Source organism: Lysobacter sp. Soil_N_23, from assembly GCF_057656135.1.
In genome coordinates this window covers 195187-218086 of the sequence record NZ_JBDGKY010000005.1, presented here as the reverse complement: position 1 = coordinate 218086, position 22900 = coordinate 195187, and the positions used below count along the sequence as shown (strand labels likewise).

Genomic DNA, 22900 nt, shown 5'->3' with positions numbered 1-22900 from the left:
CCCTCTCCCGTTTACGGGAGAGGGGTTGGGGTGAGGGCCGCCGAAGACCATGCAACGAAATGCCGAAGCGTCGTCCGTCGGGCCGGGGATTGCGCAGCAGCGGGCCATGGATGGCCCGCGCCCCGCATTCGGACAGGATGTCCGACTAAGGGGCGGAGCAATCCCCGGCCCGGCGGACGACGCCCCTCCGCAGACGCAAGCCAGTGCCGCTACTTTGCGTACTGATTCGTAGTGACGCGCAGGTCGATGCAGTCGGTGGTCGCCTGGATATGGGCGCCGTTGCCATTGTTGCCGCCGACCAGGCCGGTTACCGACACCAGCGGACTGGTCGCGGTGTTCACGCCGTGCATCCGCGTGTGGTTGTTGCGGAAGGTATTGCCGCTGACCTGGTAGGACTTTGTGGCCGAACGCAGCATCACGCCCATCAGGTAGTTGTGCTGGAACTTGTTCTGGGCAATGTAGCCGCTCACCGGCGAGATCGTCAGGATGCCGTAGCCGCCGTTGTACTCGACCGTGCAGCGCTTGATGGTGACACCGTTGACGCGCTTGTAGACCTGGATGCCGTTGCCCTGGTTCTTGCGGACCAGGCAGTTCTCGATGTGCACCGTGGTGGTGGTACCCATGTCGTCGGCGTCCGGCTCGATGTCGATGCCGCAACCCGGGGTGATGCCGCTGTTGTTGCTGAACTCGGAATCGTAGACCTTGATCTCGCTGGACCGGCCGATCGAAAGCCCCTGCCGCCGGTTGCCGGTGGAGACGACATTGGCAATGACCACGCCCTGCGAAGGAACCGCCGGCTTGTTGGTGACCATGGCGCCACCGATGGAGATGCCATCGCCCCAGCACTTGGACAGATGGATGTCGCGGATGGTGACCCGCGAGGAACCGCGGACCATGATCGCGTGACCCCACTCGCCGGTGGTGCCCAGATGGTTCTCGCGGTCGCCGATGATCTGGCCGCCGGAGATCTCGACGTCGCTGACCTTGTAGACCATGACCACATAGGCACGTTCGGCGCTGTTGCGCTTGGCCGCCAGGATGGCGCCGTCGGCGAGCTGCAGGTGCATGCGGCTGCGCAGGCGAAGGTTGCGGGTCGGATCGATGACGTAGGTGCCGGCGGGAATCAGGATTGTGCCGCCGTCGGAAGGCAACGCATCGATCGCCGCCTGGATGGCGGTGGTGTCGTCGTGGATGCCATCGCCGTAGGCGCCGCGATTGCGGACGTTGAGGACAGCCGAGCCACGAGCACGTACGGGCGGGTTGTAGGCTGCCTCGGCGGTGCTGCCGGTGGCCGCCAGCGCCCGCGAGATCCCGGTTGCGGTCAGTACGCCCGGCACCGCGGCAAAGATGGATCGACGCAGGAATTCTCGACGGCCGTTGTGGCCATGTTCGGTGGCGGCGCACGCGGCGCGCTTGAATCGTCTCTCGTTCACGTATGGGGTTCCTGGGCCAGCCCCTGTCCGGCCTTTGCGATGAGTGGTCGGCGACGCACACGCCACCGATTCGTCACGTCACGATCATTTTCGTGACTTGCGCGAATCTAGCGCAGCGATGCTTAACTGCAGTTGCCGATTGCCGTAACTGTGCGCGGGTGCAAGGAAATTGGCCTGGCTTGTTCATGTTGAACCGCATTCAAGTTGATGACTGCGGATGCATTCATGAACCTGTCGCCGCATATGCGCGGAAAACAGGAACATCCAGCGCAATCAATTGCTGTAGCGATTGTCGTCGCCGACCTGGATCGACTGCGTCTTCTCCGCGATCGACACGTGCCTGTTGCGCGCCAGCGGCTTGTTCGCCTTTGCACTGTAGGCGGGCCCATTCCGGGCGAAGTCGTTGCCGTTGACGCTGACGTTGCGCGTGCCCGGGCGCAGGCCGATGCCGCCCAGTCCGTTCTGCCGGATCTGGTTGCCGGTGATGACGCAGTCCTCGGCCGCAACCGCCAGCACGCCGTGGCCGCGGTTGGCCTCGATCGTGCAGTCGCGGATCGTGATGTCGGATGCACGCTTGAACAACTGGATCCCGGCGCCCTTGTTCCTCATCACCAGGCAGTTGGCGATGACCACGTCGCTGGCGATGTCACCGGCATCGGGCTCGACGTCGATGCCGCAGCCGGGCAGGGTGCCGCCGGTGTCCGTGAAGCTCGAGTCGTACACACGGACCTGGCGCGAGCGTCCGATGGTCAGGCCTTGGCGCCTGTTGCCGACACACTGCACGCGCGCGATCACGACATCCCGGCTGGGCACCACGGCGCCGTCGATCTTGGAGCCGCCGATGGAGACACCATCGCCCCAGCAATGCGAGACGTGCAGGTCGTGCACCGTCACCTTCGACGCGCCGCGGATCATGATGCCGTGACCCCATTCGCCGCTGGTGCCCTGGTGCGCATCGCGCTCGCCGATGATGCGGCCGCCGGAGATCTCGACATCGCTGACGCCTTGCACGGTCAGCACGTAAGCGCGCTCGACAGCATTGGCCTTCGCGATCAGGCGCGCGCCCGCGGCCAGCTGCAGGTGCATCCGGCTTCGAAGGCGCACGCTGCGCACCGGATCGATCAGGTAGTCGCCTGCGGGCACCTGCACGGTGCCGCCGCTGGCCGGGAGCGCGTCGATGGCGGACTGGAATGCGTCCGTGTCGTCATGGCTGCCATTGCCGAGGGCGCCATGGGCGCGCACGTCGATGCGCGCCGGTCCTCGCCCGCGGACCGTGACATCCGCCGCAAGGCTCGCCAGCGGCACGGCCAGCAGCGGCAGCACGCAGCAGCGCAGCAGCCGCCGTCGCGCCGGGTCCACGTTAGTGGTGTGCGGCATGCACGTCCGTCCGGGCCGTGGAATTGGCGGCATCCAGTGCTGCCCGTCGCCGCGATTCCAGCCACGGCAGCACGATCGCAAGCAGGTAGAACTTGGACGCGTGGTACTTGTTGTCGAGCCGCTTGCGGTTGCGATCCAGCCAGAGGCCGGCGCCAGGCAGGATGTCGCGGGATTGCCGGGCGAGCTCGAACACATGCTCGAAGCGCTGTTGCGCCAGGCCGCGAAGGTCGAATCGGAAGCTGCCCTTGCTCTGCACGTACGGGAGGTCGCCGAAACGGGTGGCGATGTGCTGCCTGATCAGCAGCTTGTTCATCCGGGTCTTCGGGTCGACCTTCTCGTAGCGCGGAACCTCGCGATGGATCCATTCGCGCAAGGTGAGGTCGCAGAATGGATACGCCGCCTGCAGCGACAGTGCGCTGGCGGTGTACAGGCCCTTGGCGAAGGCGCCGGCCGAGCCCGCGATCGAGGTCGACATGTCGCGCCATTCGGCCGGACTCGTGGCCGATCCGATCTCGTCGAGGAACAGGTCCAGGCGCTGCCGCGACTGCCGCGCGATGTCACGGCCGAACAGCTCGTCGACTTCATCGTCGCTGAAGCGCGACCCCGGGAACACCCGCTCGATCGGATTCATCTGCAATGTGCTGAGCAGGTAGCAAAGACGGAAACTGCGGTCCACCAGCGGCAGTTCGGCGACCCGCGGCGACAGGCTGATGTCGCGGGCGAGCCGGGCCAGCATGTGCTGGCGACGGCTCATGGGAGTGCCGAAGTAGCTGTCCGCCCCGAGCCCGTCGATGATGCCGTCACCGCCCTTGGAGGCGATCTCGGTGCCCAGGTCGACGCACGAGAGCAGTGCGAAGTCCGCGGTCAGCAACGGCATCCGGTCCACCACCGCCAGGTAGCGGTCGTAGGCACGGCCCGGATCGCATACCAGCGACTCGTGGCGCAGGCCGAGGGTGCGGGCGACTCGCGCCGCCGAAGCGACTTCGTTCTCTTCGCGGCCGCCGAGGTAGGTGATGCAGGTGGTGTCGGGACGGGCCTCGGCGATGGCGATGGCCAGCGTGGTCGAATCCTTGCCTCCGCTTTGCAGCAGCCAGGGCGCATGCATGCCGGCGCAACTGCGGCGGACCGCATCGCACAGCAGGCGGTGGTAACCGCCGACCCAGTCCTGGTGCGAACTGGGTTCTTCGGGGACCTCGCCGGCATTGCGGAACTTGAATCGGAATTCCGGCGCATGGTGCATGTCGTCGCGCGGGCAGAATCCGAACGTCACCAGCCGCACGCCCTGCAGGATCGAGAACGGGGGATAGACGAAGGCATTGCGCAGCAGGTCGGCCACCGACACCAGATCCACGGGCGGTGCCGCGGCTGGCGAGGCAAGCGGCGAGAAATCGGGCGTGCCGTAGTACGGCGACATCGTGATCTGCGTGCTCATCAGGTCACCTCGCCGCCGTCGGGTTGCGCAACGGCTGGTAGTCGTAATAGCTGTACGTGTACTGGCCGGAGCCGTGCTTCTGCACGGCGTTGAAGATCGCACCACGGACATCGACGCCGTTCTGCTCCAGCCGCTGCTTGGCCATTGCGATCTCGCGCTGCTGGTTATGACCCCAGCGAACGACCATCAGGCAGGTGCCGACGTGGTGGCCGATCACGGCCGCGTCGGTCACCGCCAGCACCGGCGGCGTATCGATGATGACCACGTCGTAGAGCCTGGCCAGCTCCTCGAGCATGGAACCGAAGCGCGGATGCATCAGCAGTTCAGACGGGTTGGGCGGCACCGCACCGCGCGAGATGAAGGTCATGTTGTCGGTGCCAGGCACCTTGCGCAGGGCCTGCTCCAGGTCGATCTGGCCCGAGATCAGCTCCGACAGTCCGCCTTCCGAGCGCACGCCGATGGCGTGGTGCAAGGTGCCGCGACGCATGTCGGCGTCGATCAGCAGCACGGTCTGCCCGGCCTGGGCGATGGTCACCGCCAGGTTGGCGCAGACGAAGGTCTTGCCGACACCAGGGCTCGGCGCGGCGATCATCAGCATGTTGTTCTTCATCTCCAGGCGGGCGAAGTGCAGGCTGGTGCGCAGCGTGCGCAGCGCCTCCATCGCCAGGTCGGTCGGCGAGCGCAGTGCCAGCAGACGCTGGCCGTCGCGGCGGAAGCGGCGCGGACGCGTGGCGATCTGGTGGCCCTTGGCGCTGAACGGAATCGAGGCGTACACCGGCAGGCCGAGCAGCTCGATGTCGACCGGGTCCTCGACGCCACGCTTGAACATCTGCCGCAGCAGCACGAAGGCGACCATGAACATCGCGCCCAGCAGCGTGCCGCCGGCGACGACCAGCAGCGGTTTCGGCCACGCCGGGCTGTCCATGTTGACGTCGGCCGGATCGATCACGCGGGCATTGCCGACCGCGCTGGCGCGGGCGATGTTGAGCTGCTGCGCCTGGTCGAGCAGGTTGGCGTAGGTCTGGTTGGTCACCTCGACATCGCGGTTCAGGCGGAACAGGCCCTGTTGCGTGTCGGGCAGCTGGCTCAGGCGCGACAGCAGCCTGGCCTTCTCGGACTGGAACTGGCCGATCTGACGCTGCAGCGATTCATAGACCGGGTGCGCGGTGGTGAAGCGGCTGGCGATGTCGGCACGCTGCACCAGCAGCTGCTGGATGCTGGCATCCAGGGCTATGCTCTGGTCGAGCAGGGCCTTGTTCTGGACCGCGACATCGAGCGTGCCGGTGCGGCTCTGGAAGTCGTTGAGCGCGGCCTGCGCGTCGGCCAGTTCACGGCGCACGTTCGGCAGCTGTTCGGTGACGAACTGCAGGCGCTTGGCGGCTTCGGCCGAATTGCGCGCGACGTTCTGGCGCGAATAGGCCTGGGTGATCTCCTCGAGCACCTGCTTGGCCCGCACCGGATCGGAGTTGGAGTAGGTCAGGGCGATCACACCGGAATTGCGGCCCTGTTCGGTGACGGTGATCTTGCTCTTGAGGTCGGCCATGATCGCCATCGGGTTCAGGCGCTTGACCTCGAAGCGCGTGCCCGGATTGGCCGCGATCGTCTTGACGTCGACGGTGACGCCACCGCCGCTGACGGGGCCCTGGCCGGCGCGACCCTGCACCAGGGTCTTGCCGCTGGGATCGAGCAGTGCGAAGCGGCCGCGATCGCCTGCGATGAGCTGCAGCGGCAGGTCGATCATCGTGTCGGGCAGGTCGAGGCGGGCGAGCGCGAGTTTCTCGCCACCCCAGCCGTACTGGGCGAGACCGAACCGTGGCGGCGACAGCGAATCGGGCTGGATCAGCTGCTGCGCGCGGGCCGCCAGGTCGCCGATCACGGGCAGACGCACGGGCTTGGCGGAAAGGTCCAGGTCCAGGCGTGTCATCGCTTCGCCCAGCACGCGCCGGGACGTCAACAACTGCGACTCGGTGGCGGCGGGCGCATCGACCGACGGCGGCGCTTGCGGCGCGTTGCCGGCGTTGAGGCCCGGAACGGTCGGGGTTCGACTCTCGACCTGGACCACCGCATTGGCTTCGTACTGCGGTGTCACCAACAGCACGTAGATCGCGCTGACGGCGAAGAACAGCATCGTGCCGAACAGGATCGACCACTTGTGATCGTTGAGCGTGGTCACCAGGGTCGGGATGTCGATGTCGTCTTCCCGGATCGTGGTGGCAGGCCCCGGATGGGCGCTGTCCGCCCTGGTTATCAGATGGGTAGCCATGTGTCGTCACCATTGCGGAGGAAGGAGGAAGAAGCGGCGGTATCGCGCCTGTGCCATGCGGCGACGCGCGAGGTCATCAGCGCGTGCATGCCGTGCATCACGACGCCTCCCAGACGCTGCCCACGCCTGCATGGTTCGGGCCGGCATGGTTTGGCGAACCTGCGTCCTGCGACAGGGTTCTTGTAATGGGAGCTGCAGGACGCAGGACCGCCAAGGCATCGGCGATGCGCAGGCACGCATCGCCTTCGTCGAGTCCACCGGCGTTGATCTCCGGTGGCGTGAGAGGCTGCTCGCGGTGGAGCAGGTGCAGCAGGTTGTTGCAGATCGAAGCCGGATCGGTGCCCAGCAGGTGGATGCGACCATTGCCCTGGACATCGCGATCGGCCTGCAGCGCCAGCAGCGGCACCGTCATGGCCATGGCCTCGACTTCGATGTCACGGTGGACGAAAGCCAGGTGTGCCCGCTCCAGCAGGTAGACCGATGCCAGGTAGTCGGGCTGGGCGATCCAGTGGAAGTTCGGCGGCGCCGGCGTGGTCCCGGTCCAGACGCAGGGTTCGGCGCAAGCGACGTCGATGTCCGGCCGCTCCATCGCCACCTCCTGCAGGGCCTGCGTTACCAGCCCGGCATGCTCGCGGGCAACGCCGTCGGCGAGCATCAGCAGCAGCGGATGGCCGCGGCGCAGGAAGGCGTAGCGCTGTCGCAGGTCGGTGCGGCAATCGGCGTCCCATCGCAGATGCGACAGCGCCGCGCGCAGGGTGTCGATGGCGGTGTTGCCGGTGACCAGGACCCGTTCGGCCGGCACACCTTCGGCGACCAGCTGTCGTCCGGTGGTCGTGCTTGGCGCGACGTGCAGGGCCGCCAGCGATCGCGCGATGCGCCGTCCCGGATCGTCGCCGGCGGCCTGCGATCCGGCCAGCCCGCTGTCGATGCACACCACCGGCACGTTGCGGTAATGCGCAGCCAGCGTTGCCGCCAGGGTCGCCGGGGTGTCGCCGGGTACCAGCACCAGGTCGGGCTGCACATCGCTCATGACGCGCTGCAGGCTGCCCAAGGCGTTCGACGTGGTTTCAACCGGGTCCTCGCCGTGGGGGACGTCGAGCTCGACATCGGCAACCAGGTCGAACAGGCCCAGCACCTGGTTGGCGTTGCGTTCGGGAACCGCGGTCACGCACACCGTCGAGTCGAACCGGTCATCGCGCGCCAGCTGCTGCGCGATCGGGGCGATATGGACCGCATCGGGCGAATCGGCAAGAACGCAAAGGGTCTTGACCGGGGCGAGGTCCTGGTCGGCCTGGTCGGCTTGCGCGGCGTCGGCGATGACGGCGCCGCGATCGGCGGGGAAGTCATCGCTGCGACCATCGAACGAGGCGTCGATGTCGTCGAAACGCGCAAGCTCGGTGACGAACATGGGCTCGTGGTCGCTGCCGCCGAAGGCCATGACCAGGCCAACGCCGTTGCCCGGGAGCGGCGATGGCCACACCGCGCGGACCTTGGCCAGCAGCAGCGGAGTGCCCCACACGTGCGCGGCCAGGACCGCGAAGAACGCCACCAGACTCAATGCCTCCGGGAGGTTGCGCAGTGCGTAGCCGATCAGCACCAGCACGCCGCTCAGCCCGAGCATGGCCAGCAGCGCGGCGCGCGGCTTCAGGCCGGCGTCGAGCAGCAGGTGATGAAGGTGCTGGCGATCGGCGCGGAACGGCGAGCGGCCCATGCGCATGCGCCGGTACATGACTGCGGCGGTATCCATCACCGGCAGGGCCACGCACCACAGCACATCCACCGGCGCCAGCCGCTCGATGCGCTCGTGGCTCATGTAGATCAGGCTCCAGGCGAGCAGGAACCCGATCAGGGTGCTGCCGGCGTCGCCCATGAAGATCTTGCGGCCGTCCGGCCAGCCCAGGTTGACGAACAGGTAGGGGATCAGTGCGAAGAACAGCACCTGCAACAGGAACACCACGCCCGGCATCGACCACGGGCTGTCGTCGAACAGCATGATCGCGCCGATGCTCACCATCGCCACCGTCGCGGCCAGGCCGTCGATGCCGTCGAGCATGTTGAACGCGTTGATCAGGCCGATCACGGCAATGATCGTGAACGGGATCCCGAGCATCCCCAGGCCGAGCCGCTGCTCGCCGAACAATTGCCCGAGGTCGTGGACGTAGTAGCCGGACATAGCGATCACCAGCCCGCTCGCACCGGCTTCCACCAGCAATCGCGCGCGCACGCTCAAGTCGCTGGCATCGTCGAGCGCGCCGGCGACGACGATCAGCGCAGACGCCGCCATCAGGCTGGTCACGAATCCGTCGAAGTAGCCCAGGTAGCTCAGGCCCACCAGGGTGCCGATGAAGAAGCACAGACCGCCGATAAGGGGAATGTGGCCGCGGTGGTGTTTGCGGCCGTTGGGCTTGTCGACAAGCCCCAGCCGGCGCGCCCACGGGCGCATGGAGAAGATCGCGAAGAGGGTGACGGCCAAGGCGATGGCGCTGGCTGCGACTAACTTTGGATCCTTCATGCACGCACCTCGGGTTGAGCCTCGGGGTGTTGATTCCGTGTGCATGCGCACCCACAACAACCACATCGCTCTGGCGCGGGAAATTCTTCGTGCGTGGGAGCATCCAATGCCGATCCACCGCGCCAGGTACCGGTCGAATCTAGGTGCGCGTTGTTGACGGAGAGATGAAAGAGAGCGGATTTACGCTTGTGAATCTGCAGGTTCGCTGTGCGAGGATTCAGTTCGATGAATGGTTCACTTCATCGCGACAACAATGAAGCGCGTTATATCGATCCGGTCACAGACGTGAGCGCCATTCGTTGATCACAGTCGTGATCGCCACTGGTCGATCACAGTCGTGATCGCCACTGATTGATCGCAACATCGATCTGCGCGTAGGCAAGATCGAATTTCTCCTGCGATCGGCCATACGGATCGGCGATGTCGCGGCCTCCGGACCAGCGCGAGAGCAGGAACACTCTGCCGCGCAACGCAGGCGACAGGGCCAGGAGTGCAGCCACCTGGCGCTTCTCCATGGCCAGCACGAGGCCGGCGCTGTCGAGAACTGCGCTGTTGATCTGACGGGCGATGTGGTCGCTGGCACTGATGCCATGCGCGAGCAATGTCTGCTCCGCGGCAGGATCGACCGGGCTGCCTTTCATGGCCGCCAGTCCTGCCGATTCGATGTCCACGTCAATCACGTGTCGACGGAGCATGGCCACTGCCATGGGACTGCGGCAGATATTGCCTTTGCAGACGATGAGGATGCGACGCGACATCCGACGATTGCCCGTGGCGATTTCCCGAATCAAGCCTGTCAGCTCGACGGCACGGTCTGGCGCACGCGCGAGAAGCCGTCCCACGGGTCTTCCTTGAGTGAACCCGCGCGTCGCGTCGCCTTGCGCAGATCGTAGGCTGCGGGCCGACGCACCCGCGACAGCTCTTCCCAGCTCAGCGGCATGCACACCGGCGCACCCGCACCGGCGCGCAGCGACCAGCTGGCGACGCTGGTGGCGCCGCGCGTGTTGCGCAGCCAGTCGATGAAGATGCGCCCTTCGCGCGCGGCCTTCGATGCCGTGGCGACAAATCGTTTCGGCGATTCGGCCACCAGCTGGCCGGCAAAGTCTTCGCAGAACGCCTTGGCCTGTGCCCAGTCGGCCTTGGGACGTACCGGCACGACGACGTGCAGGCCCTTGCCACCGGTCAGACGCACCCAACTGCGCAGCCCCAGATCGGCCAGGCGGTCGCGAATGTCGCGTGCGGCCGACTTCAGTTCGCTCCACGCGATTCCCTCATCCGGGTCGAGGTCGAAGACGAGGCGATCGGGGTGTTCGATGTCGTTCGTGCGCGCGCCCCACGGATGAAACTCCAGCGTGTTCATCTGCACCAGGTCGAGCAGGCCGTCCACATCGTCGATGTAGAGGTACTCGCCGGTCCCCGAGGCTTCATTCAGCGTGATGGAATGTACGCCGGTACCGAGCGAGTCGGCATGATGCTTCTGGAAGAAGCAACTGGCGCCGGCACCGTCGGGGCAGCGCAGCAGGGACAGCGGACGACCGACCAGACCTGGCAGAAGCCAGCGTGCAACCACGGCGTAGTAGGCCGCGACATCGCCCTTGGTGAGTCCGGCATCCTCGAAGACGATGCGCTCGGGACTGGTCAACCTGCGCGGAGTCATTGCATGCAGCCCTCACCTTCGGCGGGCAGGCTGCCGGAATCGGCAGCGACGGCCGACTGTCCCGTGGACGGTGTTGGCAATCGGTGAACGCCGCTTGCGGCGATTCAGCAGGGAAGGGGCCGGAGCGGCCGCCAGCGCGGTCGCTGGCGGTTCGCACGGGGCGATGACGGCAGGTCACCGTCATCGCAAGCGCCGTCAGGCGGCGGTGTCGACCAGCACCAGCTCGACGTCTTCCAGCGCGGTCACGGTGAGCGCGCGCTCGTTGCGGATCGCCGCACCGTCGCGCGCTTCCACGCGTACACCGTTGACCTCGGCCACGCCCTTGGCGGGAACCAGATAGCCGAAACGCTCCTCGCCCAGTTCGTACTGCGCTGTTTCACCTGCGGCCAGGGTCAGGCCGAGCACGCGGGCATCGGCGCGGATCGGCAGTGCATCCTCGTCACCCTCGGCGCCGCTGGCCAGGACCACGAAGCGTCCGGCGCGGTCGCCCTTCGGAAAGGGCTTGGCGCCCCAGGTCGGCGCGCCGCCGCGCTGGTCGGGGATGATCCAGATCTGGAAGATCCGGGTCGTGCCGGGCTCGAGGTTGTACTCGGCATGCTGGATGCCGGTGCCCGCGCTCATCACCTGCACGTCGCCGGCTTCGGTGCGGCCGCGGTTGCCCAGGTTGTCCTGGTGCGTGATCGCGCCTTCGCGGACGTAGGTGATGATCTCCATGTCCGAGTGCGGGTGCGGCGGGAAGCCGGTATTGGCGGCGATGGTGTCGTCGTTCCAGACCCGCAGCGCACCCCAGCCCATGCGCTGGGCGTCGTGGTAGCTGGCAAAGGAGAAGTGGTGCTTGGCGTCGAGCCAACCGTGGTTGGCTCCACCCAGGCCGTTGAAGGGGCGACGCTCGATCATGGTGCAGCTCCTGTGGGGGATTGCCCGGTAGGGATTGGTTGAGCGACAAGATAGGCCTCCCGGAACAGGTTTAGAATGGAACCAATCGAAACGTATCGTTTCCATTATTGACATGCAGAAGCTGCCCGACCTGGAAGCCTGGGCGATCTTCGCCAAGGTCGCCGAAACCGGCTCGTTCGCCCGCACGGCGGCGGACCTGGGCCTGTCGCAGGCGACCGTGTCGAAGGCCATCACGCGGTTGGAGACGCGGTTGAAGACGGTGCTGTTCCATCGCACCTCGCGGCGGATGTCGCTGACCGAAAGCGGTCGCGGCGCGCTCGAACGCGCCAGCCGGATCCTCGCCGAAGGCGAGGCGGTCGAAGCCGAGATCACCGCGCAGGCCACCAGTCCGCGCGGGCTGGTGCGAATGGCGGTGCCGATGTCGTTCGGTGTCGCCCATCTGTCACCGGTGCTGCCGGAGTTCATGCGGCGCTATCCCGACATCGCCCTGGAAGTCGACTTCGACGATGGCTTCGCCGACCTGGTCGGTGGCGGCTTCGACCTGGCCTTGCGGATTTCGGCGCTGGCCGATTCCAGCCTGCTGGCGCGCCGGCTCTGTGGTGTGCGGGTGCTGCTGGTTGCCACGCCGGAATATCTCGACGCGCGTGGGCGGCCACGCCATCCACGTGAGTTGGCCGACCACAGCGCGCTGTTCTACACGCTGTCGCGCTTCGGCAATGCCTGGCGCTTCCAGCACCGTCGCCATGGCGATTTCTCCATCAGCGTGCAGGCACCGCTGCGGGTCAACAACGCCGAGGCGATCAATCCGGCATTGCATGCAGGACTGGGACTGGCGTTGCAGCCGGAGTTCCTGGTCTGGCGCGAGATCAAGGCCGGCAAACTCGAAGTGGTGATGCCGGACTGGTCGCCGCCGCCGATCGCGCTGCATGTGGTGACGCCGCCCGGGCGCGTGCGCCCAGCACGCGTGCAGGTGCTGATCGACCACCTCGTGCGCAAGTTCGAGAAGGCGCCGTGGGCGGACCGCAGCGAATGAGCGGTTGCGAGGAACTCCGTTAAACCCGCGTGACGGCCGGCGGCCGATGAATCGGCAAGCCCGGTCTTGCCGGTCTTCGGCGTTGGAGCAGGCAGGAAGCATCGTCGGCCGGTTCCGAGGCCATCGATGGTTGCCGTGTCGCTGCCGCTGAGGAGCTCCTCATGCACGTTGCCAAGGGTTGGTGGTGGCTGGGCCGTGCCGGCCTGTGCCTGCCCTTTGCCTGGAGCGGCGTGTCGAAGCTGCTGGATTTCCCGGGTGCGGTGGCCGAACAGGCAGGTTTCGGCCTGGCGCCGCCAGCGTTGTACGCGGCCGGCGTGATCGTGGTGCAACTGTGTGCCTGCCTGGCGGTGCTGTTCTGCCGCGGCCGATGGCGGGCTGGCGGCGCCATCGTGCTGGCATTGTTCACCATCGTCGCCACGGTGATCGGCCACTCGTTCTGGACGATGTCGGGGATGCAGCGCGTGCACACGCTCAACGTCTTCCTGGCGCACGCCGGCCTGGTGGGAGGTTTCGTTCTCATCGCCGCGCAGGCGCTGCACAAGGGCGGCGTCGGCGGCGACGAGGAAGAAGAGGAAGAAGAGGAGTGACTACGCTGTCGTAGGAGCGAGCTTGCTCGCGATCAACGTCGAAGGCGTGGGCAGGCTATCGCGAGCAAGCTCGCTCCTACAGTTGGTTCAGTCGCGCGAGGTCGTCAGGCGCCGGTACTGCGACATGTGGCGGATGGCCTGTCGCGGCTGGTCGAGCGCTTCGTGCAGCAGGGCCAGGTTGTAGTGGCAATCGGCCAGGGCAGGGTCCTCCTGCAGCGCCGCCTCGTAGGCCTGGATCGCTTCGTGCTTGCGGTCCATGTCGTCCAGCAGCACGCCCAGGTTGTAGAACAGCAGCGGATCGTCGTCGCCGTGGGCGATCGCATCGCGGTAGACGCGCTCGGCTTCCTCGAACCGCCCGAGTTCGTGCAGCAGGCGTCCCAGGTTGATCCGCGCATCCTGTCGCGCCGGCTCGGCGGCGATGGCGCGCCGGTAGACATCGATTGCAGCCTCGGCGCCCTCGGCAGCGTCATCGTCGAGGTGAGCGCTGGTGTCGATGGCGGCGGCGGGCACCGGTTCGATCACCCGCAGCGAACCCTGTGCCGGATCGCCTTCGAAGGCCAGCAGGTACTGCCCCGATTCGGCATGCCAGCGACTGCCGCCTTCGCGCACGACCACGTGGTCGGCGATCGCACCGATGCTCAGGCCCGACAGCGGCATCTGCTCGGGAAGACGGCTGCGCAGTTCCTTGAGCGATCGCAGGATCCGTCGCTGCGGCACATTGGCCGCGGCAAGGGCCCGCGCAGTGCGCAGCACGATCAGGTCCTGGAACGAGAACAGCCAGGCATTGCGTGGCCCGCGCGTGGGCGCAACGAACCCCGCCTTGACCAGCGAACGGATGGCGCTGCGGGGCAGGCGGAGCAGTTTTTCGACTTCGCGCATGCCGTAGTGGTGCATGTGCGGTTACTTCGCCTTCTTGGCAGCCTTGCGCCTGGCCGGCGCCTGGTCTTGATCAACGTGGATTTCCTCGACCGCCTGCTTGGGCGGTTTGCGGGCCCGTGTCGCCGACTGGGTCGCAGCCTTGCCCTTGGCCGCGGGCGCCGCCGCACCCTTCTTCTCCAGGCTGGCACGCAGCGCTTCCATCAGGTCGATGATCTGCGCGCCGCCGCCGGATTCCTCGGCCACGGTGATCTGCTCGCCTTCGACCTTGCGCTGGATCGCCGCCTCGATGCGTTCGCTGACCTCGTCCTTGTAGGCGCCCGGATCGAAGCGGCTGGAGGCCTGCTGGTCGATCAGCTGCTGCGCCAGCTTGAGCTCGGCATCGCGGACGTCGGTCTTGGGTATGTCGAGGTCGCCGATCGAGCGGACCTCGTTGGCATACAGCAGCTGCTGCATGACCAGTCCGTCGTCGACGGGGCGGATCATCACGATGTGCTGCTTGCCGTGCGTAGCCCAGGTGCCCACGGCGCAGCGCTTGGACTCGCGCAGGGCCTTGGCGAACAGCGCATACGGCTTGGCGCCGCCCTTGTCGGGGGCCAGGTAGTAGGCCTTGTCGAAGTAGACCGGGTCGATCGAGGAAATCGGCACGAACTCGGTGATGTCGGCGCTGTGGGTGCCGGCTTCCTCGAGCGCCTTGAGCTCCTCGGGCGTGAACATGACGTACTGGTCCTTGGCGAACTCGTAGCCCTTCACGATGTCGTTACGCGCGACCGGGATCTCCTCGCGCGCGCAGATGTACTGCTGCTTCAGGCGCGATCCGCAGCCCTTGTGCAGCAGGTTGAAGGAGATCGAGTGGCTGGACTCGGTGGCCGAGTACAGCTTCACCGGGATGGATACCAGACCGAACGAAACGGTCAGCGACGCAATCGAACGTGCAGCCATGACTGCCTCCGGGAGGGACGTCAGGCGGGGCCACCCGCCAGGGCGCTCGCCAGGTCCTGCTTGCGTTCCAGGGCATCGCTCCAGCGATCGCCCGTGCGGGACAGACGCTTTACCACATCCGGGATCCTGAAGTCGAGCGGATGCGCGTCGACCAGTTCGTCCCAGGTCAGCGGCATCGACACCGGTGCGCCGGGCTCGCCGCGCGGCGAATAGGCCACGTTCAAGGTCTTGCCGCGCACATTCATGTTGTGGTCCATGAAGATCTTGCCGGTGCGCTTGGGCACGCTCCACTCCATGGTGATGTCCTTGGGGTGCTGGCGCATCAGATGGCGACTGACCAGTTCGGACACGTGCCGGGTGGCTTCGAAGTCGAGCGTTCGCCGGATCGGCACGAACACGTGCAGGCCGGTCTTGCCCGAGGTCTTCACGATCGGCTGCAGCGACATGCCCTGCAACAGTTCGCGCAGCCAGAAGGCGACCTGCTTGCCCTTCTCGAAGGCGACGGTGTTGAGCTCCGGCTCGGCGCCCTTGGCTTCCTTGCCGGAGTAGATATAGGGGTCGATGTCGAACACGACATAGTCGGGGTAGTTCAGGACGGACGACTCCAGCGTCTCGAGCGAGCTGTCGTAGTCGGTCGACGTGGACACGGCATCCGGGCCCGGCCGTGCACGCGAATGCCAGACATGGAACTCCAGCGTCCCCGACTGCGCCAGCCATAGCAGCGTCGGCAGGTTGTTGCACAGCAGGTACTCGTGGTCCTCGTCCTTGTGCGCCGAATAGACATTCACCGTCTCCACGAAGTCTGGCCGCTCCTGCGTCCAGTGCTTCTGGAAGAAGCGCTGGCCACCGATGCCATCGGGCATGCGGATCATCGTCAGCGGCCTGTCGGCGAGGTGGGGCAGCATCAACGGCGCGACGTGGGTCAGGTAGCGCAGCAGGTCGCGTTTGGTCAGCACCGGTTGCTGCAGGGCTTCGACTTCGGGCCAGTAGACGCGGTCGAGGTGGGTCAGGCGGATGCGCTGATCGCCCACGGCCAGTTCGAAGGCGTTCTTCGGATTGTCGAGCGCGGCCAGGATGTCGTCGGCGTCACTGGCCGGTGCCGGTGGGCGCGGCTTGCCGTCGCTCCGGTGCCGCGTGGACTTCGCGACAGCAGGCGGCTCGACGCGTTTGACCGTTCGTGCATCGATATCGTCGCGCAGGCGGACGAACGTCGGCGCGCGCAGCGATCCGTCTTCGGTCCACTGCTGGTAGTTCAGCTCGGCCACCAGCTCGGGCTTGACCCAGGTGACCGGGCCATTGACCACTGGCGTTTCGGCGAAGGGGCAGGTGTCGATGCGCAGCGGCTCCAGCCGTTCCAGCACCTGCTTGAGCGTGCGGTCATCGAACCCCGAGCCGACGTGCGAGGCGTGGCGCAGCTTGCCCTTGTCCCAGTAGCCGACCAGCAGCGCACCGAGTTTTCCGCGCCCACCCTTGCCGCGGGTGTAACCGCCGATAACGAACTCGGCGCTGCGGGTCGGTTTGATCTTCAGCCAGGCCGGTGAGCGTCGGCCGGATTCGTAGACGCTGTCCTTGTGCTTGCCGATCACGCCTTCGAAACCGCTGGCGAGCGCAGCCGCCTGCAACGCCACACCGTCATCGGCGGCATGCACCAGGTGGATCAGCGGCGAGGGCAGCAGGCATTGCGCAAGGTAGCGGCGACGGTCCCGGTAAGGCGCCTGGCGCAGGTCGATGCCTTCGAAGTACAGAAGGTCGAACGCGTAGAAGAGGGTGGGGCTGGCGCGGTTGGCGGCGGCGATCTCGCGCTCGCCCTTTAGGTGGAAGCGGTTCTGCAGGGCGTTGAAGGAGGGTTTGCCGTCGCCGTCGAAGGCCACCAGTTCACCGTCGAGGACCAGGCCGGAGTGCGCCTGGTCGCGCAGTTCTGCGGCCAGGCGCGGGAACGTCCCGGCCAGCTCGAGGCCGCGTCGCGAACGGATGCGGACGCCATTGCTGTCGACGAATGCGAGCGCGCGGTAGCCGTCCAGCTTCGGCTCCCACAGCCAGTCCGGGTTGTGCAGCGGTGCGTCAGCGATCTCGGCGAGCATCGGCTGCAGCTTCGCCGGCATCGCGGTCGGTTCCCCGTGCGGCGCCAGTCGCGTCGCCGGCATGCGGTGCACCGGCGCGACGTTGAGGTCCCTGACGGCAAAGCCTGACAGTACCGACCGGTCCTGCGCGGTGACATCGACCGTGGTGACGAAGCGATCCTTGTGCTTGATCAGCAACCAGGTCTTCGGGTCCTTGGTGCGTACCAGCGCGAACGAACCTTTCAGCTTCTCGCCGCGCAACTGGATGCTCAGCTTGCCGGCGTCGATGCCCTCGCGCACGCGGCGCTCGGCCTGGGCGCGGTCATGGAACGCGGTGCCCCCCTCGTCGGGACTGTAGACGCCGCAGTCCCACACGATCACCTCGCCGGAGCCGTACTGGCCCGGCGGGATCACACCCTCGAACGAAGCGTAGTCGTAGGGATGGTCCTCGACGAACACCGCCAGACGCTTCTCGGCGGGGTCCAGCGACGGCCCCTTGGGCACCGCCCAGGACTTGAGCATGCCATCGCACTGCAGGCGGAAGTCGTAATGCAGCGCCCGCGCCAGATGCTGCTGGACCACGAACAGCAGCGGCCCACTGCCGCCCTCCACGGCCACCGGTGGCGGTTCCGGGGTGGCTTCGAAGCGTCGCTTGGCGGAATATTCGCTGAGCTTTGCCATGTCGGGTCACCGGAGGGTTCGGACCATGACTGCACGACTGCTGGTGGGTGCGAGCGGCTATTCCTACAAGGAATGGAAGGGCGAGTTCTATCCCGCGACCATCAAGCCCGATGCGATGCTGGCCTGGTACGCGCAGCGCCTGCCGACGGTGGAGATCAACAATACCTTCTACCGGATGCCCAGGGTGTCGATGCTGGAGGACTGGGTGCAGGCTACCCCGGAACACTTCCGCTTCGCGATCAAGGCCTCGCGCCGCATCACCCACGAGGCGCGACTGAAGGCCGACGGGGCCAGCGAGTCGCTGGCCTACCTGTACGACCACCTGCAGGCACTGGGTGGCAAGCGCGGCCCGGTGCTGTTCCAGCTCCCGCCGTTCCTGAAGAAGGACCTGCCACGCCTGGTCGACTTCCTGCAACTGCTGCCCGCGGACCATCGAGCGGTGTTCGAGTTTCGCAACGACAGCTGGTTCGACGACGACGTCTACGACGCCTTGCGCGGCGCGGGCGCGACGCTGTGCCTGTCCGAGCGCGAGGACGCGACACCGCCGCCACTGCTGGAAACCTCGCCGTGGGGCTATGTGCGGCTGCGCCTGGAGCACTACTCCGGGCACGACCTGGCGCGATGGGTGGAGCGGTTCAACGCAACGACATGGAATGAAATCCATGTCTACTTCATGCACGAACCGACCGCGCCGGAGTATGCGCGGACGCTGATGGAGCTTGCGGCGATCCAGGAGGGCAGGGAGCCATGACCGGTCCGGTCAGCATTGATGTCGAATCAGGCGAACGCGTCTCCGGCCTGCTGCTGGCACCTGCCGATGCGATCGCGTGCTACGTGCTGGCCCATGGTGCCGGCGCCGGCATGACCCATGCATTCATGGCGGCCGTGGCGGACGGCTTGGCCGAGCGATCGGTGGCCACGCTTCGCTATCAGTTCTCCTACATGGAGCGCGGTTCACGCCGGCCCGACTCGCCGAAGCTCGCGCAGGCCACGGTGCGGGCGGCGGTGGCGGAAGCGTCCCGGCGCCTGCCCGGGCTGCCGTTGATTGCCGGCGGCAAGTCGTTCGGTGGCCGCATGACTTCGCAGGCGCAGGCGACTTCGCCCTTGCCGGGCGTGCGCGGGCTGGCGTTCATCGGCTTTCCGCTGCACCCGGCGGGCAAGCCCGCGGACGAGCGCGCCGATCATCTGGCCCAGATCGCGGTGCCGATGCTGTTCCTGCAAGGCACGCGCGATGAACTGGCCAGCCTTGAGCTGCTGCAGCCGGTGGTGAAGCGGCTGCAGGCACTGGCGACATTGCAGCTGTTTGCCGACGCCGATCATTCGTTCCATGTGCCCGCACGCAGCGGTCGCAAGGATTCGCAGGTGATGGTGGAGTTGCTGGATGTGCTGGTGAAATGGATCGGGTCAGTGGTGTAGGGGTCAATGCGCCGTACGTGGCACCAGCGGCAATCCACGCGGTGCGGCATCCTGTTGAGCGCCGAAGAAAGCAGGATGCTGACGATCACACGGGGCTCTCAGGGAGACGCCCCAGCCGTGTCACCGGCAACCCATTGAAAGCGACACTTGGCCAGCTCGCCGTGAATGACGGCATGGCCCTGCGTCGGATCATCCAGATCGATTGCGCTCCCTGCTATTACCGACCACCAAGCCTCGGTCATGGGGGGCTGGTAGGCCAACAGAACCGTTGAGGGCCCGTGTTGCCTGGAGGACCATGCCAGCATCGGCATCAAGGGGACACCCTGTTGAATCAGCTCGTCATGGAGTTGGCGTGCTTCGGCATGGGTCAGAGCGTGGTCGGGCTCAACGATCAGGTTCGCGACCGCGGTGCTTTCCGCGCTTCCCATCGGAAACAGGCTTCTGAGCGCAGGTTGGCGAAGGTCCAGCAGCGGTACGTCGTCGCGTTCGAGTTTCAATAGAACCGCGCTCATCCCTGCCAAGCTGGAGCCTTCGAGCAACACCCGCCTTTGTTCGTCAGGTTGCACCCATCGCAGTACGGTCTCCCACAGTGCGCCTGAAAGGTCGGTGCTTACATAGAACATGCGGTGTGTGCCCACCAGCGCGAATCGCGCCGTTGAGGCGGGGTTTCCGGCGAGCGGGCCGTAATCGCGATGATAGACGTGCCAGTACAGTTGATCAGTTGGCACCGTGAGCAAATTCGGCGCCTTTGTCATCCACGGATTACCAGCCGGCATGCGCGTCTTCCTGGAACTGCCTCGCCGCCGCCGCGAGAACACGCTTGGCATTCTCGAGCAGCACGTCCGCCGGTTGGCGGCCCTGCAACAGCGGATGCGGCGAATACAGCCAGAATGCCTGGCTCCAGCCAGATCCGTTTCCCTTGGGTAGCAACAGGAGCAGTTCTGCCATCTCGGGCAACAATTCGCCATCGGAGAACTGGCATGTGGGATGACGGAAAACTTTGGATCCCGGAACCCGCACACCCAGCAACTTCCCTTGCCTGCGCAGGCGCGCGGCATACTGTGCAGGATTGGTCTCAGCGGTGCTTCCAAGCATTCGTCCCACTTCGGCCGAGTCCGGCCAGCCAAGCTGCAGCAGCTCTTCCCGCTTGCCTTGAGAGGCCTTGGTGTCGACGGGAAGCGCGGCAAGAGGAGACTCCTCAGGCCTTAGTTCGTTGAGTAACGATTCGATGGTCTGCACACCAGCGTCCACTTCGAAGAGGAGGCTGGGGAGGTCCTTTGCTTGCGCCGCCCACGATTCCAGGAGCGCGATGCGAGAGACGTGCGTGAGCGTTCCGGCCCAGTCCTCCTCGTCATAGCGCTGGAAGCGCAACGTTTCGAGGTCGACCATGCCGATGTCATTGCTGCGTTGCGCCCAACGCGACGTATGGACTTCGTCACTGATGACCTGAAAATAAGCGTCATGCAGCACCAGCTTCGAGCGTCGCTCAGAGAGTTTGTGTTCGAAGGTTTGGACCAGGAGCAGGTCAAGCGTCCTCGTCAGAATCTCCAGGAGACGAGGAACTGAGTTCTTCGTGGTGCCGGTTGCGAAAAGACGGACCCCGCGGCCCGATAGCTCTGGAAGCGTCGGAATCTCATCAGCTTGCAGAACCCCAGCCAGCACTGAGGCGTGCCCCTTCTTCTCGGTGACCTCGATGTAGTTCAGATCAAGCATTGCGCACTCCAAGTTGGCGCTGCCTTGTCAGGTCCGCGCCAGCTCACCCTAGGTTATTTGGGTTATATGGTCAACTTTTGCTGGGGATAAGGGGGTCGGAGCCCTTGCCCTAGCCCCCAGGCCAGCCTTCGTCAGTGCTTCGGCGATGAGGCGACCAAAGCCGCTGGGATGGCGATGACGTTGTTCGTGAGGTCCTTCCGGGTGCATCGGGCGCGTCGCCGCGAATGTGGGGGTGAGGTGCGGATGGGGCGATCAGATGATCCCGCCGTTGGCGCGCAAGACCTGGCCGTTGATCCATGCACCATCCGGGCCGGCGAGGAAGGCGACGGCCGCCGCGATGTCGGTCGGCTCGCCGAGACGTTCCAGCGGTGCCTGTTTGGCCAGGCGATCGATCACGTCCTGCGGCTTACCTTCGAGGAACAGGCGCGTGGCGGTCGGGCCCGGTGCCACCGAATTGACGGTGATGCTGCGGCCGCGCAGTTCCTTGGTGAGCACGTGGCTCATCGCTTCGACCGCGGCCTTGGTCGCGGCATAGACGCCATAGGTGGCGGGCGTCAGGCCGACCACGCTGCTCGACAGGTTGATGATGCGACCGCCGTCGCGCAGGCGACGGGCGGCTTCGCGCAGGGTGTTGAACGTGCCCTTGAGGTTGACCGAGACCTGGCTGTCGAACAGCGCATCGTCGCTTTCGGCGAGCGGGGCCAGGCGCATGATGCCGGCGTTATTGACCAGCACGTCGATGCCACCGAAGGCGGCTTCCGCGGCCTCGAACATGCGCGCGACCGCCGCCGGATCGGCGACGTCGGCCTGGGCACTGATGGCGCGGCCGCCGGCCTGCTCGATCTTGCCGACGAGGGCTTCGGCTTCGCCCGGCGAGCCGGCGTAGTTGACGACGACGGTGAAGCCGTCGGCCGCCAGGCGTTCGGCGATGGCGGCACCGATGCCGCGCGAGGCACCGGTGACGAGTGCGGTCTTGGGGGAGGTGTTCATGGCGACTTCCTGGGTTCGCGCCGGGGATCGGCGGCGTGGGGATAGTCTGGCGAGGCTAGGGCACGAGATAATCCACCGGGATCTGGTATTACTGTTTCCCTGAGACGAACAATCGGAGCTCCCCCTTGGACCGGTTCGATGTGATGCGCCTGTTCGTCAGAATCGTGGAGCGCCGCAGCTTCACCCAGGCCGCGCACGACATGGACGTGCCACGTTCGACCTGCACCAAGGTCATCCACGATCTGGAGGAGCGCCTGGGCGCGCGCCTGTTGCAGCGGACCACGCGCGTGGTGCGCCCGACGCTGGACGGTGAGGCGTACTACCGGCGCTGCCTGGGCATCCTCGACGACATCGAGGACGCCGACGGCGTGTTCCGCAACGCGACGCCCAAGGGCGTGCTGCGCGTGGAAGTGCAGGGCACGATCGCGCGCCACTTCCTCTTGCCGGCGCTGCCGGCATTCTTCGAACGTTATCCCGACATCGAGCTGTCGATCAGCGAGAGCGAGCGCTGGGTCGACCTGGTGCAGGAAGGCGTGGACTGCGCGCTGCGCTACGGCCAGCTGCGCGACAGCGAGCTGGTGGCCCGGCAGGTCGGCGTGCTCGAGCGGCTCACCGTTGCCACGCCCGATTACCTGGCCCGTTACGGCACGCCGTCGTCGATCGACGAACTCGATGGTCATCGGGCGGTCGGCTTGCGATCGATCTCCACCGGGCACGTCAGGCCGATGGAATTCGGACAGGGCAGCCAGGCACGGACAGTCTCGCTGCCTTGCATCCTCTCGGTGACCGGCACCGAGAGTTATCTGGCCGGCATCCGCCTGGGCCTGGGAATGGCGCAGGTGCCGCGGTTCCACATCGAGGATGAGCTTCGTAACGGCGCGCTGGTGCCGATCCTCGCCGACACCCCGCCGCCTTCCGCGCCGGTGTCGCTGCTGTATTCACGCACGCGCCAGCTGTCGCCGCGCGTGCGCGTGTTCCTGGACTGGGCCGCGCGGGAGTTTGCCGTGCGGCTGGCCAAGGGCAACTGAGCC

At 66.2% G+C, this 22900-nt stretch carries 18 protein-coding genes and 1 pseudogene; 5 read left to right on the top strand and 14 right to left on the bottom strand.

The features are described from left to right. Window positions 1–209: 209 nt before the first annotated feature. The 8 genes and pseudogenes from AC3A3X_RS06390 to AC3A3X_RS06355 form a co-directional block, all read right to left on the bottom strand. A complete protein-coding gene (locus AC3A3X_RS06390; protein ID WP_487582194.1) occupies window positions 210–1433 on the bottom strand; it encodes a right-handed parallel beta-helix repeat-containing protein in 1224 nt (407 codons plus the stop codon). A 273-nt stretch (window positions 1434–1706) separates the two neighbouring features. After that, window positions 1707–2810: a right-handed parallel beta-helix repeat-containing protein gene (locus tag AC3A3X_RS06385; protein WP_487582193.1), complete on the bottom strand. Its 1104-nt coding sequence runs from the start codon at window positions 2808–2810 to the stop codon at window positions 1707–1709. Next, window positions 2794–4242 (bottom strand): asparagine synthase-related protein, encoded by a 1449-nt coding sequence (locus AC3A3X_RS06380; protein WP_487582192.1) that lies wholly within the window; start codon window positions 4240–4242, stop codon window positions 2794–2796. Before AC3A3X_RS06380 ends, AC3A3X_RS06385 begins: the two co-directional genes overlap by 17 nt. A gap of 4 nt (window positions 4243–4246) precedes the next feature. After that, window positions 4247–6505, bottom strand: coding sequence for a polysaccharide biosynthesis tyrosine autokinase (locus AC3A3X_RS06375; protein ID WP_487582191.1), 2259 nt, complete (start codon window positions 6503–6505; stop codon window positions 4247–4249). Between the two features lie 97 nt (window positions 6506–6602). Further along, on the bottom strand, window positions 6603–9017 hold the full coding sequence (locus tag AC3A3X_RS06370; protein WP_487582190.1) for a UDP-N-acetylglucosamine 2-epimerase: 2415 nt from the start codon (window positions 9015–9017) through the stop codon (window positions 6603–6605). A gap of 329 nt (window positions 9018–9346) precedes the next feature. After that, complete coding sequence (locus tag AC3A3X_RS06365; protein ID WP_487582189.1) at window positions 9347–9775, bottom strand: low molecular weight protein-tyrosine-phosphatase; 429 nt, start codon at window positions 9773–9775, stop codon at window positions 9347–9349. Window positions 9776–9813: 38 nt separating this feature from the next. Beyond that, window positions 9814–10659: pseudogene (ligD, locus tag AC3A3X_RS06360) on the bottom strand (non-homologous end-joining DNA ligase); the annotation flags it as partial. A 210-nt stretch (window positions 10660–10869) separates the two neighbouring features. After that, on the bottom strand, window positions 10870–11571 hold the full coding sequence (locus AC3A3X_RS06355) for a pirin family protein (RefSeq protein ID WP_487582188.1): 702 nt from the start codon (window positions 11569–11571) through the stop codon (window positions 10870–10872). Window positions 11572–11683: 112 nt separating this feature from the next. On the opposite strand from AC3A3X_RS06355, the gene AC3A3X_RS06350 reads away from it, so the two are divergent. Together AC3A3X_RS06350 and AC3A3X_RS06345 are read left to right on the top strand one after the other, a co-directional pair. Then, on the top strand, window positions 11684–12604 hold the full coding sequence (locus AC3A3X_RS06350; RefSeq protein WP_487582187.1) for a LysR family transcriptional regulator: 921 nt from the start codon (window positions 11684–11686) through the stop codon (window positions 12602–12604). Between the two features lie 161 nt (window positions 12605–12765). After that, entirely contained in the window at window positions 12766–13191 is a 426-nt protein-coding gene (locus AC3A3X_RS06345; RefSeq protein WP_487582186.1) for a DoxX family protein, read from the top strand. Between the two features lie 87 nt (window positions 13192–13278). Here the strand turns inward: AC3A3X_RS06345 and AC3A3X_RS06340 are convergent, their stop codons facing one another. From AC3A3X_RS06340 to ligD (AC3A3X_RS06330), 3 genes are read right to left on the bottom strand one after another with little or no spacing between them, the layout of a single operon-like run. Continuing rightward, window positions 13279–14070 (bottom strand): tetratricopeptide repeat protein, encoded by a 792-nt coding sequence (locus tag AC3A3X_RS06340; protein ID WP_487582185.1) that lies wholly within the window; start codon window positions 14068–14070, stop codon window positions 13279–13281. Window positions 14071–14091: 21 nt separating this feature from the next. Continuing rightward, on the bottom strand, window positions 14092–15009 hold the full coding sequence (ku, locus tag AC3A3X_RS06335; protein ID WP_487582184.1) for a non-homologous end joining protein Ku: 918 nt from the start codon (window positions 15007–15009) through the stop codon (window positions 14092–14094). 20 nt (window positions 15010–15029) lie between these two features. Beyond that, window positions 15030–17750: a DNA ligase D gene (ligD, locus tag AC3A3X_RS06330; RefSeq protein WP_487582183.1), complete on the bottom strand. Its 2721-nt coding sequence runs from the start codon at window positions 17748–17750 to the stop codon at window positions 15030–15032. Window positions 17751–17775: 25 nt separating this feature from the next. Between ligD (AC3A3X_RS06330) and AC3A3X_RS06325 the strand changes: the two genes are divergently transcribed. Beyond that, on the top strand, window positions 17776–18501 hold the full coding sequence (locus AC3A3X_RS06325; protein WP_487582182.1) for a DUF72 domain-containing protein: 726 nt from the start codon (window positions 17776–17778) through the stop codon (window positions 18499–18501). Further along, entirely contained in the window at window positions 18498–19166 is a 669-nt protein-coding gene (locus tag AC3A3X_RS06320) for an alpha/beta hydrolase family protein (protein ID WP_487582181.1), read from the top strand. Before AC3A3X_RS06325 ends, AC3A3X_RS06320 begins: the two co-directional genes overlap by 4 nt. Before the next feature lie 98 nt (window positions 19167–19264). Here the strand turns inward: AC3A3X_RS06320 and AC3A3X_RS06315 are convergent, their stop codons facing one another. The 3 genes from AC3A3X_RS06315 to AC3A3X_RS06305 form a co-directional block, all read right to left on the bottom strand. Next, a complete protein-coding gene (locus AC3A3X_RS06315) occupies window positions 19265–19942 on the bottom strand; it encodes an RES domain-containing protein (RefSeq protein ID WP_487582180.1) in 678 nt (225 codons plus the stop codon). Beyond that, the gene (locus AC3A3X_RS06310) at window positions 19929–20879 is read right to left on the bottom strand and encodes a hypothetical protein (RefSeq protein ID WP_487582179.1); all 951 of its coding nucleotides are present in this window, start codon (window positions 20877–20879) and stop codon (window positions 19929–19931) included. Before AC3A3X_RS06310 ends, AC3A3X_RS06315 begins: the two co-directional genes overlap by 14 nt. A gap of 252 nt (window positions 20880–21131) precedes the next feature. Next, entirely contained in the window at window positions 21132–21869 is a 738-nt protein-coding gene (locus AC3A3X_RS06305) for an SDR family oxidoreductase (RefSeq protein ID WP_487582178.1), read from the bottom strand. Window positions 21870–21994: 125 nt separating this feature from the next. Here AC3A3X_RS06305 and AC3A3X_RS06300 point away from each other — a divergent pair, with 125 nt between their 5' ends. Further along, complete coding sequence (locus AC3A3X_RS06300) at window positions 21995–22897, top strand: LysR family transcriptional regulator (protein ID WP_487582177.1); 903 nt, start codon at window positions 21995–21997, stop codon at window positions 22895–22897. The last annotated feature ends 3 nt before the right edge of the window (window positions 22898–22900 follow it).